Origin of the sequence: Streptomyces capillispiralis (assembly GCF_007829875.1) — a bacterium.
Lineage (GTDB): Bacteria > Actinomycetota > Actinomycetes > Streptomycetales > Streptomycetaceae > Streptomyces > Streptomyces capillispiralis.
In genome coordinates, this window is record NZ_VIWV01000001.1 from 2,560,835 (window position 1) to 2,577,436 (window position 16,602).

Genomic DNA, 16,602 nt, shown 5'->3' on the forward strand with positions numbered 1-16,602 from the left:
GGGTGCGGGGGGCCGACGCAGAAGCCGGGGACGGGCACAAGGGCCGAACGCGCAGAACCGCGTTGTCCCGGGACGTCCCGCTACCCATGCGCGCCGAGCGGGTCACCGGGCCGCTGACCTGCGGCATCCACCGATCGGGGGCGGGCCGGCCCGCCGGGCGGGGCGGGGACCGCGCAGAATATGGGGGACGCCTACCCATGTGGGGGGTCGCAGGCGTCTGCGACCTTCTTTCTCGTGACTGAGACCGCCAGCCTCCCGGCTCCCCGGAGCGCCGACCTCCCGCCCTCGTGGTGGGCACCGGCGCTGTCCCTCGCGGAACGGCTCGCCGCCCCCGGCCTCCCCGGGGCGCCCGCCGAAGCCGCCGTCGGCCCCGCCCCGTGGGCCGTCGGGGACGCCGAGGGCTTCGCCCTGCGGCTGGCCCACCTCGGCGTGGACCGGGCCACGGCCGCGGCGCTGGCCGCCGAACCCGCCGGCCGGCTGGCCGCCCGCGCCGCCAAGCCCGAGTGGGCGCGGTACGCCGAAGCCGCCTTGGCCGGCGCCTCCCGGGAGCCGGCGGAGCCGGTCACCGCGGGGGGCGAGGGACCCGACGCTTTCGCCCCGGTCGTACGGCCGCTCGTCGCCGCCGCCACCGCGCGGCTGGCCGAGTCGCTGCCCGCGGACGCCGAACCGGCGGTGTGGCGGGAGGCGTTCGCGCGGCGGCTGACGCACCAGATGGTCCGTCAGGCGGCGCGGACCCTGGTCCACGAACTCGACACGGCGCGGCGCGGCGGGCGGCTGGCCGGTGCCGGCTCCCGTGAGCGGTTCGACGCCTTCGTCGCCGCCGCCGGCACCCGGCAGGGCCTCGGCGCGCTGTTCGCCGCCCGCCCGGTGCTGGCCCGGATGCTCGCGCAGACCGCGCTGGACGCGACCGCGGCCACCGTCGAGCTGGCGGCCCGTTTCGCGGCCGACCGGGAGGACCTGGCCGCCGGGCTCCTCGACGGACGCGACCCGGGGCCGCTCACCGGGGTGGATCTCGGCCTCGGGGACGCCCACGAGGGCAACCGGTCCGTCGCGGTCCTGCGCTTCGCCGGCGAGCGGCTGGTCTACAAGCCGCGGCCGCTCGGCCAGCACGCCCTCCTCGACGGCCTGGTGGGCTGGCTCAACGCCAAGGTGCCCGGGCTGGACCTGCGCACCCCGCGCAGTCTGCGCCGCGAGGCGTACGGCTGGCTGGAGTTCGTCGAGCACCGCTGGTGCCGGTCGGTGACCGAGACCGACGCCTTCTACCGGCGCCAGGGCGCGCTGCTGGCCCTGCTGTACGCGGTGGACGGCGCCGACATGCACTACGAGAACGTCATCGCCTGCGGTGACCAGCCGGTCCTGGTGGACGCCGAGACGCTGCTGCACACCGGGCTCGCGCAGCCCATGACGGCCGGCGCCGACCCGGCGGCGGACGCGCTGCGGGCGTCCGTGCACCGCACCTGTCTGCTGCCGCACCTGCTGATCGGCGAGCACGGCGCCCTGGACATCTCCGCGCTCGGCCGGTCCACCGACGGCACCTACCCGAGCGAGGGCCTGCACTGGCGGGACAGCGGCCTGGACACCATGCGGGCCGTGCGGGGGCCGTTGGTCAGCCCCGCGGCGCACAACCAGCCGCTGCCCGCCGGCCGTCCGCTGGAGGGCGCCGACCACCGGGCCGCGCTGCTGGAGGGCTTCCGTGCCGCGTACACGGCACTCGCCGCCGACGGGCACGAACTCCTCCGCGCGGACGGCCCGTTGATGTCCGGCGCGGACCGTCCCGCCCGGCTCGTCGCCCGCGCCACCCGCCTGTACGCGACCCTCCTCGAGGAGTCCGCCCACCCGTCGCTGCTCGGCGACGCGCTCGCCCGGGAGGGCGTCTTCGCGGTGCTGTGGACGGAGTCCGTCGACGACGAGGCGCGCCGGCGGCTGATCGAGCACGAGACGGCGGCGCTGTGGCGCGGTGACGTCCCGCTGTTCACGCACCGTCCGTCGGGAACCGCGGTGCGGGCCGACGACGGCACGTGGCTGCCCGGTCTGCTGCCGGTGGCGGGCGTGGCCTCGGTGCGGGAGAAGATCGCCCGGATGGACGAGGTCGACTGCCACGACCAGGAGTGGATCATCGCGGCCACGATCGCGGCGCGGGGTGCGGGGTCCCCACTGGACCGGCCCCGGTCCGAACTGGCGGTGGAGCCGGTGCCGGCCGTCGCGCCCGACGCGTCCCGGCTGCTCGCCGCCGCGTGCGGGATCGCCGACGAGATCGCCGCCCGCGCGGTGCGGGACGGGGGCCGGACCAACTGGCTCGGTCTGGAGCGGGTGTCCGGCCCGCACTGGGCGGTGCTGCCGATGGGCGCCGGACTCGCGCAGGGCTACTGCGGGGTGGCGCTGTTCCTGGCGCACGCGGACGCGCTGGCCGGAGCGGGCCGGTACGCCGCGCTCGCCCGGGAGGCGGTCCGTCCGCTGCCCGCCCTGCTGAAGGCCCTGGCGGACGATCCCGAACTGAGCGCGGCGGCCGGGCCGGGCGCGTACGACGGTCTCGGCGGCATCGTGTACGCGGTGCTGCGGCTGTCGGCGCTGCTGGGCCCGGAGCCGGCCGGCTGCCTGCCCGACGCGCTCACCGCCCTCGGGCACGCCGCGTCCGCCTCATCCGATCCGGGGTTCGCCGGCGGCACGGCCGGAGCCCTGACCGCCGCCGTCGCCGTGCACGAGGCGACCGGCGACGCGGCGGCGCTGCGGCTGGCGGACACCCTGGCGGAGCGGCTGCTCGGCGCGGTGTCCGGCCCCGGAGGGGCCCCGGCGCCGGGGGCCGCCGCCGCGCACGGCCTCCCCGCCGGGTTCGCCGACGGTGCCGCGGGCATCGCGTGGGCGCTGCTGCGGTACGCCGCCCGCCGCCCCCGTCGGGCCGCCGCGCACACGGCCGCCGCCCGGGCGCTGCTGGACACCGCGTCACGGGGCGCCGGGGCGGCCCCCGCGGACGCGTCCTGGTCCCGCGGGCCTTCCGGGGCGGCGGCCGTCGCCGCCCACCTGCCCCCCGTACCCGGCCCGCCCGCCGCGGCCCGGCCGGCGGACCCCGACGTGCGTCCCGACCTCAGCCTGGGGCAGGGCACGCTCGGCACCATGGAAGCCCTGGCCGTACGCGCCGGACGGGGTGACCCGGCCGCCGCCGGCACGCTCGCCCGGCACGCCGGCCGGGTGCTCGCCCTCGTCGAGGCGCAGAATCACCGTTGCGCCACCCCCGACCACGTCCCCTCCCCCGGACTGCTCGACGGGCTGTCCGGCATCGGGTACGGGCTGCTGCGCCTCGCCCATCCCGGCACCGTCCCGTCCGTCCTGCTCCTGTCCCACCCCGGCCACTGACCGGCAGGGCACCTCGCCACCACGGCTCTTCCCCCTCCACCCCCGTACCTCCCGTACCTCCCGTACGGACCGTCAGAAGGAGTCACCGATGGACCAGCACCCGACCACCGCCGCCACCGCCGCCGCCGACTCCGCCGCGACCGCCGCCGGGGAGCAGGACGCGGCGGGCGGGATCACGCTCACCGGCCGCAACCGCGCCTGCGCCCGCGCCCGCGTCCTGGCCGGGATGGTGCTGACCAGCGGCATCGTCATCACGCTGACCTCGGTGGACACCTCGGTCTCCGTGCCGAACTGATGCCGCCCGGCCGTCACTTCGTGTGAGAGCGCGGGCCCGCCCGGCGGGCCCGCGCCGCGGCGCGTCCGGCGGGACCGCCCGTTCCCGCTCCGGTGTACGGCCGTTGCGCGCCGGGGCCGGGCGGGTTCACGGTGCGTGGCCGCGCCAATGCGGTCTGCCCTGGAACCCGACATTCTGATTATCATCTGCGTTCATGCGTTCCCATGCGCCTTCCCTCGTCGGGCGGGACCTCCAACTCAGCCTGCTCGAAAGCGCCTTGGCCGAGGCGCGAGAGGGACGGGGCGGTGTCGTCTTCCTGGTCGGTGAGGCCGGGGTGGGCAAGTCGCGGCTCGCGGCGGAGGCCGTGGGCGGCGCGCTCGGCTCCGGGATGTGGGTCCTGCGCGGCCGCAGCAGCACCACCGGGCCCGCGGTGCCGTTCCGTCCGCTGACCGAGGCACTGATGCCGCTGTTCCGCGGCGGCGAGCCGCTGGACGACGCGGCCCTCGGCCCGTACCGGTCGGTTCTGGGGCGGCTGATACCCGAGTGGGACACCGGCGAGCGCGAGAGCAGCTCCATGGTGATCCTGGGCGAGGCGGTGCTGCGGCTGCTGCTGGCCGCCGGGCGCGGGCAGGGGCAGTTGCTGCTGCTGGAGGACCTGCACGACGCCGACCCCGAGACCCTCGAAGTCCTCGAGTACCTGGTGGACCACCTGGAGTACACGCCGGTCCTGCTGCTGGCCACCGTGCGCACCGACTTCAGCGACGCGCTGGACCTGGCGCAGTCCGCCCGCCGCCGGGGCGTCGCCACCCTCGCCGAACTCCCGCCGCTGACCCGGGCCCAGGTGGAGGAGATGACGGCGGCGCACCTGGGCGTGGACGGCCCGGAGCAGGTGCCGCCGGCGGTCCCGGACCGCCTGTGGGAGGACAGCGCGGGCAGTCCCTACCTGGTCGAGGAGCTGCTGCAGTCCATGATCGGGGCGGGCACCCTGGTGCAGGGCGGCGACGGCTGGCGCACGGTCGGCGACCTGCGCCGTGACGTCTCCTCCACGCTGGCCCGGGGCATCCTGCGCCGCATCGACCGGCTGGGCGCGCAGGGCCTGACGCTGCTGTCGGCCGCCGCGGTGCTGGGCCGCCGCTTCTCGCTCACCGTGCTCCAGCACATGACCGGCGTCGAGGACCGGACCCTGCTGAGCCATCTGCACGCGGGTGTCGCCGCCCGGCTGGTCATCCCCGACGAGCCCGCCCCCGACTGGTACTCCTTCCGCCACTCCCCCACCGTGGAGGCGCTGTTCACGCAGATGACGCCGGGGCAGCGCGCGGAGCTGGCACGGCGCGGCGCACGGGCCGTCGAGGAGCTGCACCCGGGCCTCGAAGGCGACTGGTGCGCGCTGGCGGCCGGGCTGCGCTGCGAGGCCGGGGACCGGGTGGAGGCGGGGCGGCTCTACGCGGACGCCGGCGGGCGGGCCCTGGCGGCGGGCGCCCTGGGCTCGGCGGTCACCCTGCTCAGCCGGGCCGAGGAGCTGCTGGCCGAGGCCGGTGATCCGCAGGCCCGGGCCGCGGTGCTGGAGGACCTGCTGCCCGCGCTCGCGGAGGCCGGTGACTTCGCCCGCGCCTTCGAACTGGCCGAGGACCTGCACGCGCTGGGCGGGGCCGGGCTGAACGCCGTACGGCTGGCCACGCTGCACAGCCGGCTGGCCAAGGTGGCCCACACCGCGGGCCGGTGGAGCGACGGCAACCGGCAGGTGGCCCGGGCCCGCGAGGTCCTGGCGACGGCCCCGGACGAGGCGACGGCCGCGGCCGTCGACGTCACGGCCGCCTACCTCGCCCTGGACACCCCGGGTCCGGACCGCACCCAGCACGCGGAGAAGCTGGCCCGCTCGGCGGCCGACGCCGCCGAGCGGCACGGCCTGCCGGTCGTCGCCTGCCAGGCGTGGGAGCTGCTGGCCACCGTCGCCCGTGAGCGGGACCCCGAGGAGTCCGCGGACATGCTCCGGCAGGCCCTCCTGACGGCGGAACGGCACCGGCTGCCCCTTCAGCGCATGTACGCGGCCACCCGCATGAGCGGCAACGCCTGGCTCGCCGAGGGCGACGCCTCCGGCCTGCTGGCGGCCCGTGAGGAGGCGCTGCGGCTCGGCTCGGTGAACATCGTGCACACGGTGGACGGCATCCTCGTCCTGGACGCGGTACTGCGCGGTGACCACGCGACCGCGCGGTCGGCCGCGGCGGACTGCCTGGCGGTGGCGCGGCGGCTGCGCCTGGCGCCCGTCGTGCGGTACGTCCTGATGGCGCGGGCCACCCTGGAGGCGCACCACGCGGACCGGGCGGCGATGGAGGCGACGCTGGCGGCGTTCGCCGAGTGGGACGGCACGGGTTCGCAGGAGGAGCCGCTGAGCCTCGGCCTGGCCCGCGCCTTCTGCGCGCTGCTGGAGGAGGACCGCGACCTGGCGCGCGCCGAACTGCGAGCGGTGCGGGCGCTGGAGGCGGACAACCCCTCCACGTACCACCTCGGCGGGATCCACGGCCTGGTCCTGCTGCTGGACGTGCTCGCCGGTGACGCGGACCGGACCCGGCACGAGGAGATCACCGCCACCGCGATGGCCCGGATGCGGTGGAACCGCCAGTTCGTCCTGCTCGCCGACGCCGTGCTGCTGGGCCGGGAGGGCGCGGGGCCGCGCGCGGTCGCGGCGGTGGAGGCGGCGCTGGCGGCGGCGGAACCGTATCCGCTCGCCCGGCACCTGGGGCTGCGGCTGATCGCGGACGCGGCGCACCAGGACGGCTGGGGCGACGCGGTGGGCTGGCTGCGGCAGGCCGAGCACTACTTCCACGAGCGGGACGTCGCGGCCGTCACCGGCGCCTGCCGGGCGGCGCTGCGCCGCTTCGGCGCCCCGGTGCACCAGCACCGCTCCGGCACCCGCTCGATCCCGCGGGAGCTGCGCGCCCAGGGCGTGACCGTGCGGGAGTTCGACGTGTTCCGGCTGCTCGCGGAGCGGCTCAGCAACAAGGACATCGCCGACCGGCTGTTCATCTCGCCCCGCACGGCGGAGAAGCACATCGCGAGCCTGATCACCAAGACGGGGGCGGCCAACCGCGCGGACCTGTGCGCGCGGTCGGCCGCCTTCCGGGAATAGGGCAGGGCCGGCGAGGGGCCCGCCTACCGCATCTCGCGCACCGTCCTGGACGCCAGCACCGCCAGTCCGGTCGCGGCGAGCACCGCGACCGCCACCCCGAACATCGCGGAGACGTCCGTGCCGGCCAGCGCCCCGCACACGATCAGCGACAGCGGGGCGACGGCGTAACCCAGGACCATGTCGACGGAGACGACACGGCCGAGCACGTCCTGCGGGATGTTGCGTTGGATCCAGCTCAGCCCGAACACGCCCTGGAACCCGATGGCGAAGCCCATGGCGAGGACGGTCACCACGACGACCGGGGTGCTGTGCACCAGACCGAGGACGGCCATGCCCGCGCTCAGCCAGCCGGCCAGGGCGGCCACCAGCAGGCCGACCCTGGGCCGTCCGCCGAGGGCACCGCCGGCGAGCGTGCCGAGCACGGCTCCCGCGGCGAGGGAGCCGTTGAGCACGCCGAGCGTGGCCGAGCCGCCGCGCAGCACCTGGTCGGCGAGGGTGGCGAAGCCGACCGTGAAGGGCCCGGCGTAACAGAAGTTGACGGCGGTGTCGAGGGCGACGACGGTCCGCAGCCGGGGGTCGCGGGCGGTGTACGTGATGCCCTCGCGGATGCGGGCGGCGAGGGACGCCTGCTTCCCGGGTGTGCCGTCCGTGCCGGTGCGGGGCGCCCTGGGGCGGGTGCGGACGCGGGCCACGCACAGGCCGCACAGGGCGAAGCAGACGGCGTCGACGAGGAAGGCAACCGGCGCCCGGGTCAGCGCGATGACCAGGCCGCCGATGGCCGGGCCGATGACGGCGGCGGTCCGCGCGCCGGCCCCCATGAGCGCGTTGGCCGGGGTGAGCAGGTCGTCGTCGACCACCGAGGGCAGGATGGAGACGCGCGCGGGCTGGAAGAAGGCGTCGACGGTGCCGAAGGCGGCGGCCGCGGCGCACAGCATCCACACCGTCAGGTTGCCGGTCAGTCCGGTCAGTCCGACGGCCGCCATCAGGACGGCCCGGGTCCAGCTGGAGGCGACCATGAGGGCGCGCGGGGACATCGAGTCGCCGAGGCTGCCGCCGACCAGGGTGAACAGGGCGCGGGGGACGGCCTGGAAGGCCAGGACGTAGCCGAGGGTGAGGGTGGAGCCGGTCAGGCCGAGGGTGATCCAGGAGAACGCGACGACGCTGAAGCCGTCGCCCAGCAGGGACAGCGCCTGCCCCGTCCACAGGAGCCGGAAGGACCGGTGCCGGGCGGGGGCCCACAGGCGTGGGCCGGCGCCGGCGAGGGTGGTGGCCATGGGGTGCCTTTCGTCGGACCGGGGTCCGGTCAGTAGTGGACGGGCAGGGCGGTGAGGCCGCGGTTGAGCAGGGAGGGCTGCCAGGCCGGGCGTCCGGGGTCGGCGAGGGTCAGGCCGGGGTGGTCGCACACCAGCGTGCGGACGGCGGCCACGGCCACCAGGCGGGCCAGGGCGGCGCCGATGCAGAAGTGGGCGCCGAAGCCGAATCCGAGGTGGGTGGCGCCGGAGCGGCGGACGTCGAACCGGCCGGGGTCGGGGAAGCGGGCCGGGTCGCGGTTGGCGGCGGCGGTGACGAGGAAGACGCGGTCCCCGGCCCGCAGGGTGCGGCCGTCGAGGTCGAGGTCGCGGGCGGCGGTGCGGATGGACATCTTGGACGGGCCGTCCAGGCGCAGGGTCTCCTCCACCGCCCCCTGGGCCAGTTCGGGTTCGGCCCGCACGGCGGCCAGCTGGTCGGGGCGGGTGTGCAGGGCCAGGACGGTGTTGGCGATGAGGTTGCTGGTGGTCTCCCCGCCGGCGAACGCCATCTGGGTGAGCATCCCGACGAACTCCTCCTCGGTGACCGAGTCGCCGACCCGGCCCTCCCGGAGCACCTGGCTGATCAGGTCGTCGCCCGGTTCGGCGCGGCGCCGGGCGACGAGGGCGCCCAGGTAGTCGTCGAGGCTCACCAGTGCCTGGAGGGACGCCCGGTACTCGCTCTCCTCCTGGGCGGTGCCGAGGACGAGGTCGGCGACGCGGGTGTTCCAGTACCAGAAGGAGGGCCCGTCGGTGGGCGGGATGCCGAGCCAGCGGGCGAACACCAGGGCGGGCAGCGGTTTGGCGACGTCGGCCAGGAGGTCGCCGGTGCGGCCGGGCGTCGCCTTGCGGGCGAGGACGGCCCGGGTCGCCTTCTCGGTGAAGGCGCGGTAGCGGGCCACGGCCCGGGCGGAGAACGCCTCCTGGAAGACCTGGCGGAGCCTGCGGTGCTGGGGCGGGTCGTTGAAGACCATCCAGCGCGAGAGGATCCCGAAGGCCCGTTCGGCGTCCTCGCGGGCGCCCTGCGGGACGGCGTCCATCAGGGGCCGCACCCGGTCGGCGGAGACCGCGGGGTCGCGCAGGCAGCGCATCACCTGGTCGTAGCCCGTGACGAGCCAGGCGTGGTGCAGGGGGCTCCAGTGGACGGGCGCGTGGTCGCGCAGGGCGTCGAGATGGCCGTAGGGGTCGGCGATCATGTCCGGGGAGAGCAGGTAGCGCTCGGTGGGGGCGGGGGCGTGGGTGGTCATCGGGTCTCTCCCGTCCGGGTGCGCCCGGTGGCGGCGCCGGTTCCGGCGGCCCCGGCGGCCTCCGTGGTGCCGGGGTTCTCGATGCCGGTGAGCAGGCCGGCGATGCCGCGCACCCGGGGCTCGGCCATCATCGACATGTGGTCGCCGTCGCTGATGTGCAGCGTGAGCCCGCCGCCGGCCACCTCCCGCCAGCGGGCGACGTAGGTGTCGTAGTCGACGTCCAGGCCGGGCATGGTGCGGCCGCGCGGCAGCCCCGCGGCCTCGCTGCCCACCACCAGGTGCACATGACCGGGGTACGGGCGGACCTCGTACGCGGCGAGGGCGGCGAGCAGCGAGTGCCACACCTCGATCGGCGCGCCCTCGACGAGGGCGGCCTCGGACGGGCTCATGCCGGCTCCGAGCAGGGTGGCGGTGAGTTCGGCGGTCGCCCGGTCGCGGCCGGGCGAGGGCGGCAGGTCGCGCAGCCGGTCGCGCAGGCGCAGGGCCTCGCGCAGGTCCCGGGTGACGCCCAGGAGCCGGGCGCGGGCAGCGGGGTTGGGCAGGTAGGGCTCGATGAGGACCAGCGGGGCGACGGTGTGTCCGGCCCGGTGGAGCTGGGTGGCCATCTCCAGGGCGATGTTGGCGCCCATGGACCAGCCCAGCAGGGCGTGCGGGCCGGTGCCGCCGCGTTCGGTGATCTCGGCGACGTAGTTGGCGGCGATGCCGGTCACGGTGCTCGGGTCGGTGCCGCCGAGCAGGCCGCGCGCCTGGAAGGCGTGCACGGGGCGGCCGGGCGGCAGGGCACGGGCGAGCGGGACGAACCAGGCGGCGCTGCCGCCGGTGGGGTGCACGCACCACAGGGGCTCCCCGGTGCCCTCGCGCAGCCGCACCTCGGAGGTGACGGCGGCGGGCAGGCCCTCGCCCGCCGCCCGGACGGCGTGCCGGGCGAGCCGGGCGAGGGTGGGGTGCTCGATCAGGTCGCCGACGGAGACCGGCAGGCCGCGCGCGGCGGCCATGAGGGAGACGCGCACGGTGGACAGGGAGCTGCCGCCGATGCGGAAGAAGTCGTCGTGGACGCCGATCCGGGACAGGCCGAGGACCTCGCGCCAGATCTCGGCGAGGATCTTCTCGGCGGTACCGGACGGGGCGACGTACGCGGTGTCCGTGCGGTCGAGTTCGGCCGGCGGCAGGGGCAGCGCCCGCCGGTCGATCTTGCCGCTGCGGTTGACCGGCATCTCGTCGAGGACGACGAACCGTGCGGGCACCATGTACCCGGGCAGGGAGGCCCGCAGGGCGCCGCGCAGTTCCCCGGGGTCGGGCCGGTGCGCTCCGGTGACGACGAGGTAGGCGACGAGGGCCGGTTCGCCGGGCAGGTCGGTGCGGTGCAGGACCACCGCCTGCCGGACCTCCGGGAGTTGCCGCAGGGCGTGTTCGATCTCCCCGAGTTCGATGCGGAATCCGCGCAGTTTGACCTGGGAGTCACGGCGCCCCAGCCACTCCACGGAGCCGTCCGGCCGGTGTGTGCCGAGGTCGCCGGTGCGGCACAGGCGGTCGCCGGGGGCCCCGTACGGGTCGGGGACGTAGGTGGCGGCGGTCAGGGCGGGCCTGCCCAGGTAGCCGCGGCCGACGGCGTCGCCGCCGAGGTAAATCTCGCCGGGGACGCCGGCCGGGACCGGCTGGAGGTCGTCGTCGAGGACGTGGACCCGGGTGTTGCGCATCGGGGTGCCGATGGGCGGACGGCCCTGCCCGGGGCTCAGTTCGGCGGCCAGGGACCACACGGAGGTCTCGGTGAGGCCGTAGATGTTGTGGAAGCGCCGGCCGCGCGACCAGACGTCGGCGAGTTCGGCCGGGCATGCCTCGCCGGCGACCTGGAGCACCCTGAGGTCGGGGAAGGCGTCCTCGCCGAGGACGGCGAGGGCGCTGGGCGGCAGCATGGCGGCGGTGACGCGGTTCTCGCGCAGGGTGCGCGCGAGGTCGGGACCGGGGCGCAGGCCGTCCCTGGGGGCGGTGACCAGGCAGCCGCCGTTGGAGAGGGACCAGGTGAGTTCGAGGATCGAGGCGTCGAAGCCGAAGGAGGCGAACTGCAGGACCCGGTCCTCGGGGGTGGGGTCCACCAGGTCGCGCTGGCCCTCCAGCATGTTGGACAGACCGCGGTGCGGGATGGCGACGCCCTTGGGGACGCCGGTGGAGCCCGAGGTGTAGATGATGTAGGCGAGGGTGTCGGCGTCGGCCCGCGGGCCGCCCGGCACGGGCTCCTGGTGCTGCGCGGGGGCGTCGAGGTGGACGACCGGCCCGTCGAACGGGACCGTGCCGGCCAGGGGCCGCTGGGTCAGCAGCACGCGCATGCCGCTGTCCCGCGCCATGAACGCGAGCCGCTCGGTGGGGTGTTGCGGGTCCAGCGGCAGGAACGCGCCGCCGGAGCGCAGCACGCCGACGGCGGCGCGCACCAGGTCGGGGCCGCGTTCGGCGCAGATGCCGACCACCGTCTCGGGGCCCACCCCGAGCCGCCGCAGCCGGCGCGCCAGCTGCTCGGCCTGCTCGTCCAGTTCGGCGTACGTGATCCGCTGCCCGAGGTGTTCGACGGCGGTCGCGTCCGGGGTGCGGGCGGCGTGGCCGGCGATGTGCTCGTGCAGGAGCAGCGGGGAGGACGGGACGACGGGACCGCGGGCCCAGTCGTCGAGGGCGGTGGCGCGGGCGGCGCCGGTGAGGGCGGGCCGGGTGACACGGCCGTCGGGGCCGGCGGTCATGGCCTCCAGCTGGGCGCAGTACACGTCGGCGAGCTGCTCGGCGGTGGCGGGGGCGACGTACTGCGGGTCGGCGTCGAGGGTGAAGGCGTTGACACTGGCGTTGACCAGCAGCGGGAACATGGTGCGGGCGATCTCCAGGGAGTCGTCCCAGGAGTCGTGGGAGAGGCGGTGGAAGTTGACGTAGTTGAAGACGGCGTCGGTCAGCCGCGGTTCGGTGGGCCGGAGTTCGGCGATGCGGACCAGGGGAACCCTGCGGTGCGGCAGCATGGCCTGCTCGGCCCGGAAGACGTCCCGCAGGTAGGCGAGCCAGGTGCCGCGCGGGCGGGCCACTCCGAACGGCACGGTGTTGAGGAAGAGTCCGCGCATCCGGTCGGCGTCGGGCAGTTCGGGACGGCCGTTGGTGACCAGGCCGATGCTGTGGCCGAGGACGTCGTCGTCGCGGCCGGCGAACAGGCTCATGGTGTGGTGGAAGGCGGCGATGAGCACGGTGCGGCGCGGCACGCCCGCTTCCCTGGCGAGCCGGCCGATGCGTTCGGCGAGGTGGGCGTAGGAGCGGCGGACCTCGTGGACCGGCGGGTGGTCCTCGGCGGCGCCGTCGGTGCGGCGGCGGAAGGTCACCGGCCGCAGCTCGGCGAGCCGGTCGCGCCAGTACGCCAGTGACTCCTCGCTCTCCAGCGCGGCGCGTTCCAGGGCGACGTACTCGGCGAACGGCGGCGCGTTCGGCGGCTGCGGGGCGGTGCCGTGGGCGACGGCCTCCCGGTGCAGGGCGAGCAGGTCGGCGACGAGGGAGGTCAGGCTCCAGCCGTCCAGGACGACGTGGCAGTCGGTGAGGACGAGCCGCAGGTCGTGGTCGGTGATGTGGTGCAGGTGGATGCGGACCAGGGGGGCGGCGGCCAGGTCGAAGCGGCGGTCGAACTCCTCGTCGACGAAGCGGCGCAGCCGCGCCCGCTGCTCCTCACGCGGCAGTCCGCGCAGGTCGGTGTAGCCGACGGGAAGGTGGGCGGTGCGGTGGACGAGCTGGAGGGGCTCGCGGTAGGAGACGAGGTCGACGGAGGTGCGCAGGATGGGATGGCCGGCGACCACCGCGTCCACGGCGGCCTGGAAGGCGTCGAGGTCGAAGCCCTCGGGGACGGTGATCTTCAGGTCGGTGACGTTGTGGTAGGCGCCGCGCCGGGGGTCGGCGAGCATCTCGTGCAGCATGCCCGCCTGGAGCATGGTGAGCGGGTAGGCGTCGGCGAGGTGGTCCGGCAGCCGGGCGGCGTCGGCGGGGTCCAGCTGGGAGAACGGGGCGACGGGTTCCGGGGCGTCGACCGCGTCGGTGACGAGTGCGGCCAGGTCGGCCAGGGTGCGGGCGCGGAAGACGTCGGCGACGGTGAAGGCGAGTCCGGCGAGGCGGCCCAGGCCGACCAGGCGCAGGGCGAGGATGGAGTCGCCGCCGAGGTCGAAGAAGTTGTCGGTGCGGCCGGCGTGTTCGGTGCCGAGGACCTGGCTCCACACCTCGGCCAGGGTCCGCTCGACGGGTCCCTCGGGCGGCACGTGGGTGCGCTGTCCGGTGGCTCCGGCGCGCACGGCGGTGAGCGCGGCGCGGTCCACCTTGCCGTTGGCGGTCAGCGGCAGCCGCTCGTGGCGGACGAACAGGGCCGGGACCATGTAGTCGGGCAGGCTCAGCCGCAGTCCCTCGCGCAGGGCGGGCGGGTCGAGCGGGCGGGCCTCGGGCGTGATGACGTGCGCGACGAGCCGGGCCGTGCCGCCGTCGGCGCGGGCCACCACGGCGACGTCCCGGACACCGGGCAGGGCGCGCAGCGCGGTCTCGATCTCGCCCGGCTCGATCCGGTACCCGCGGATCTTCACCTGGTGGTCGGCGCGGCCCACGTAGGCCAGTCGGCCGTCGGGCAGCACGCGCACCAGGTCGCCGGTGCGGTACATGCGGGCGCCGGGGGCGCCGAAGGGGTTCTCCAGGAAGCGTTCGGCGGTCAGTCCGGGCCGGTTGCGGTAGCCGCGGGCGACGCCGCCGCCGGAGACGTACAGCTCGCCGACGGTGCCGGGCGGGACGAGCCGGCCCCAGGGGTCGAGGACGTATCCGTGCTGTCCGGCCAGCGGCCGTCCGATCGGCGAGCGGACCGTGCCGCGGACGTCGTCCTCGGTCACCGTGTGGATCGTGACGTGCACGCATGTCTCGGTGATGCCGTACATGTTCACCAGGGCGGGGCGCCGCCCGGGGGTGGTGAACCAGTCTTGGTAGTCGCGCACGTCGAAGGCGTCGCCGCCGAAGATCACCGTGCGCAGGGCCAGGTCGTCGAAGCCGGCTCCGGCGTCCGCGAGGTGGGCGCGCAGGCCCTTGAAGGCGGCGGGGGTCTGGTTGAGCACGGTGACGCGTTCCTCGCGCAGCACGCGGTGCACGGCCGCCGGGTCGCGCACCTCGTCCGCGCCGAGCACGACGACCCGCGCGCCCCGGGTGAGCGGCGCCCACAGTTCCCACACGGAGAAGTCGAAGGCGGGCGAGTGCGTCATCGTCCACACGTCGGCGGGTCCGAAGTCGAAGTGCCGGTCGGCGGCGTCGAGGAGCCAGGCCAGGTTGCCGTGGGTGATCTCCACGCCCTTGGGCCGGCCGGTGGAGCCGGAGGTGTAGATGACGTAGGCGAGGTCGCCGGGGGCGGGCCGGATGTCGTCACCCGTGTCGGACGGGTGCTCCTCGTCGGAGTCGATCGGTATGAGCCGGGCGGGCAGGGACGCGACGGCGGTGCGCGTGGCGGTGTCGGTGACGATCCACTCGATGCCGGCGTCGGTGACGGTGAACTCGCGCCGGGCCGGCGGGTGGGAGGGGTCGAGCGGGAGGTAGGCGGCCCCGGCCCGCCAGATGCCGAGCAGGGCGGCCGCCAGGTCGGGGGTGCGGTCGAGGCAGACGCCGACGAGCGAGCCGCGGGTCACCCCGGCGGCGCGCAGCCGCCGCGTCAGCGCGGAGGCGCGGGCGTCGAGCCGTGCGTAGGTCAGGCTGCGGCCGGATCCGCTGACGGCGACGGCGTGCGGGGTGCGGGCCGCGTGCTCGGCGAACCGGTCGGGCGCGGTCGGCGGGTCGGGGGTGACGGCGGCGCCGGTGCCCGCGGGGCCGTCCGCGCCGAGGAGGTGGCCGCGTTCGGCGGGGGTGAGCGGGTCGATGGCGCTGAGCGGGGTGTCGGGGGTGGCGCAGAAGGCTTCGAGCAGGGTGACGACGTGCCGGGCGAGGGCGGCGACCGTGGCCTCCTCGAAGAGGTCGGGCCGGTAGACGAAGGCGAGTTCGGTGCGGTCCTCCCCGTCGCGCAGGTCCAGGGTGAGGTCGAACTTGGCGGTGGTCAGGCCGATCGGGTACGGCGTCCCGGTCGCCCCGCCGAGGGCGATGCCGGGCGAGGCGGCGCCGGACTGCGTGTAGAGGACCTGCACGAGCGGGTTGCGGGCCAGGTCGCGGTCGGGGCTGAGCGCGTCGACGACCCGCTCGAACGGCAGGGACTGGTGCTGGAAGGCCTCCAGGACCCGGTCCCGGGTGCGGGCGAGCAGCGTGGCCGGGGTCGGGGCGTCGGAGAGGTCGCCGCGCAGCACGAGGGTGTTGACGAAGAAGCCGACGAGTTGCTCGGTCTCGACGCGTTCCCGGTTGGCCACGACGGTGCCGACGGCGACGTCGTGCTGCCCGGTGTGGAAGGAGAGCGCGGCCTGGAAGGCGGCCAGCACGGTCATGTAGGGGGTGGTGCCGGCGCGGCGGCCCAGGGCGGCGAGGGCGCCGTCGAGGGCGGGCGGAAGGATGACGCGGTGCACGGCCCCCCGTCCGGAGGGGGTCTCCGGGCGGGGGTGGTCGGTCGGCAGCTCCAGCGGGGTGAGCCCGGCCAGGCGGGTGCGCCAGTGCTCCAGCGCGGCGGACTGGTCGCTCTCGCGCTGCCAGATCGCGTAGTCGGTGTAGTCCAGCGGGAGTTCGGGCAGCTCGGCGGCGCGTCCCCGCGTTCTGGCCCGGTACAGCTCGGCCAGGTCGCGGACGAGGAGGTCGAGGGACCAGCCGTCGGAGACGATGTGGTGCATGCCCAGGACGAGGACGTGGTCCTCGTCGGCGGCGCGTACGAGGGTGGCGCGGAAGGCGGGTTCGCGGGCGAGGTCGAAGGGGCGCAGGGCGGCCGCGTGCACGGCGGCGGCGAGCCGGCGCTCGCGGTCCCCGGTGTCCTCGCCGGTCACCTCGGTCACGTCGAGGAGCGTGCCGCCCACGGGCAGGACCCGTTGGTGGGGGACGCCCTCGTGCTCGGGGAAGACCACGCGCAGCTGCTCGTGCCGGGCGGCCAGGTCGGCGACGGCGGCGGTGAGGGCCGGCACGTCCAGCGGGCCGGTCAGCCGCCAGGCGGCGGGGAGCAGGTAGGTCGGCGCGCCGGGGTCGAGCCGGTCCAGGAAGTACAGGCGCTGCTGGGCGGCGGACAGCGGGATCCGCTCCGGGCGCGGCAGGACCCGGGCCGGGCCGGTGTCCCGGGCGGCGGCCCGGCCGCGCAGCCGCTGTTCCATCAGGCGCCGGGCAGCCGGGGAGAGGGTGCCACCGGTGGTGACGGGGCCGGGACGCACGTCGGATGTGGTCATGTGGGCG

The 16,602-nt window shown here is 76.1% G+C and carries 6 protein-coding genes; 3 read left to right on the plus strand and 3 right to left on the minus strand.

Annotated features, from left to right (window positions below; genetic code table 11):
- The first annotated feature begins 234 nt into the window (after positions 1 to 234).
- The 3 genes from FHX78_RS10410 (at position 235) to FHX78_RS10420 (ending at position 6,752) form a co-directional block, all read left to right on the plus strand.
- On the plus strand, positions 235 to 3,351 hold the full coding sequence (locus tag FHX78_RS10410) for a type 2 lanthipeptide synthetase LanM family protein (protein WP_145867163.1): 3,117 nt from the start codon (positions 235 to 237) through the stop codon (positions 3,349 to 3,351).
- Between the two features lie 88 nt (positions 3,352 to 3,439).
- On the plus strand, positions 3,440 to 3,646 hold the full coding sequence (locus FHX78_RS10415; protein WP_145867164.1) for a hypothetical protein: 207 nt from the start codon (positions 3,440 to 3,442) through the stop codon (positions 3,644 to 3,646).
- A gap of 193 nt (positions 3,647 to 3,839) precedes the next feature.
- The gene (locus FHX78_RS10420; RefSeq protein ID WP_145867165.1) at positions 3,840 to 6,752 is read left to right on the plus strand and encodes a helix-turn-helix transcriptional regulator; all 2,913 of its coding nucleotides are present in this window, start codon (positions 3,840 to 3,842) and stop codon (positions 6,750 to 6,752) included.
- Positions 6,753 to 6,775: 23 nt separating this feature from the next.
- Here FHX78_RS10420 and FHX78_RS10425 read toward each other — a convergent pair whose 3' ends face one another.
- From FHX78_RS10425 to FHX78_RS10435, 3 genes are read right to left on the minus strand one after another with little or no spacing between them, the layout of a single operon-like run.
- Entirely contained in the window at positions 6,776 to 8,026 is a 1,251-nt protein-coding gene (locus FHX78_RS10425) for an MFS transporter (RefSeq protein ID WP_145867166.1), read from the minus strand.
- Positions 8,027 to 8,055: 29 nt separating this feature from the next.
- Positions 8,056 to 9,285, minus strand: a complete 1,230-nt coding sequence (locus FHX78_RS37920; protein WP_145867167.1) for a cytochrome P450 — start codon at positions 9,283 to 9,285, stop codon at positions 8,056 to 8,058.
- Positions 9,282 to 16,595, minus strand: a complete 7,314-nt coding sequence (locus FHX78_RS10435; RefSeq protein ID WP_229923855.1) for a non-ribosomal peptide synthetase — start codon at positions 16,593 to 16,595, stop codon at positions 9,282 to 9,284. The genes FHX78_RS37920 and FHX78_RS10435 overlap by 4 nt, the downstream gene beginning before the upstream one ends.
- Positions 16,596 to 16,602: the final 7 nt, after the last annotated feature.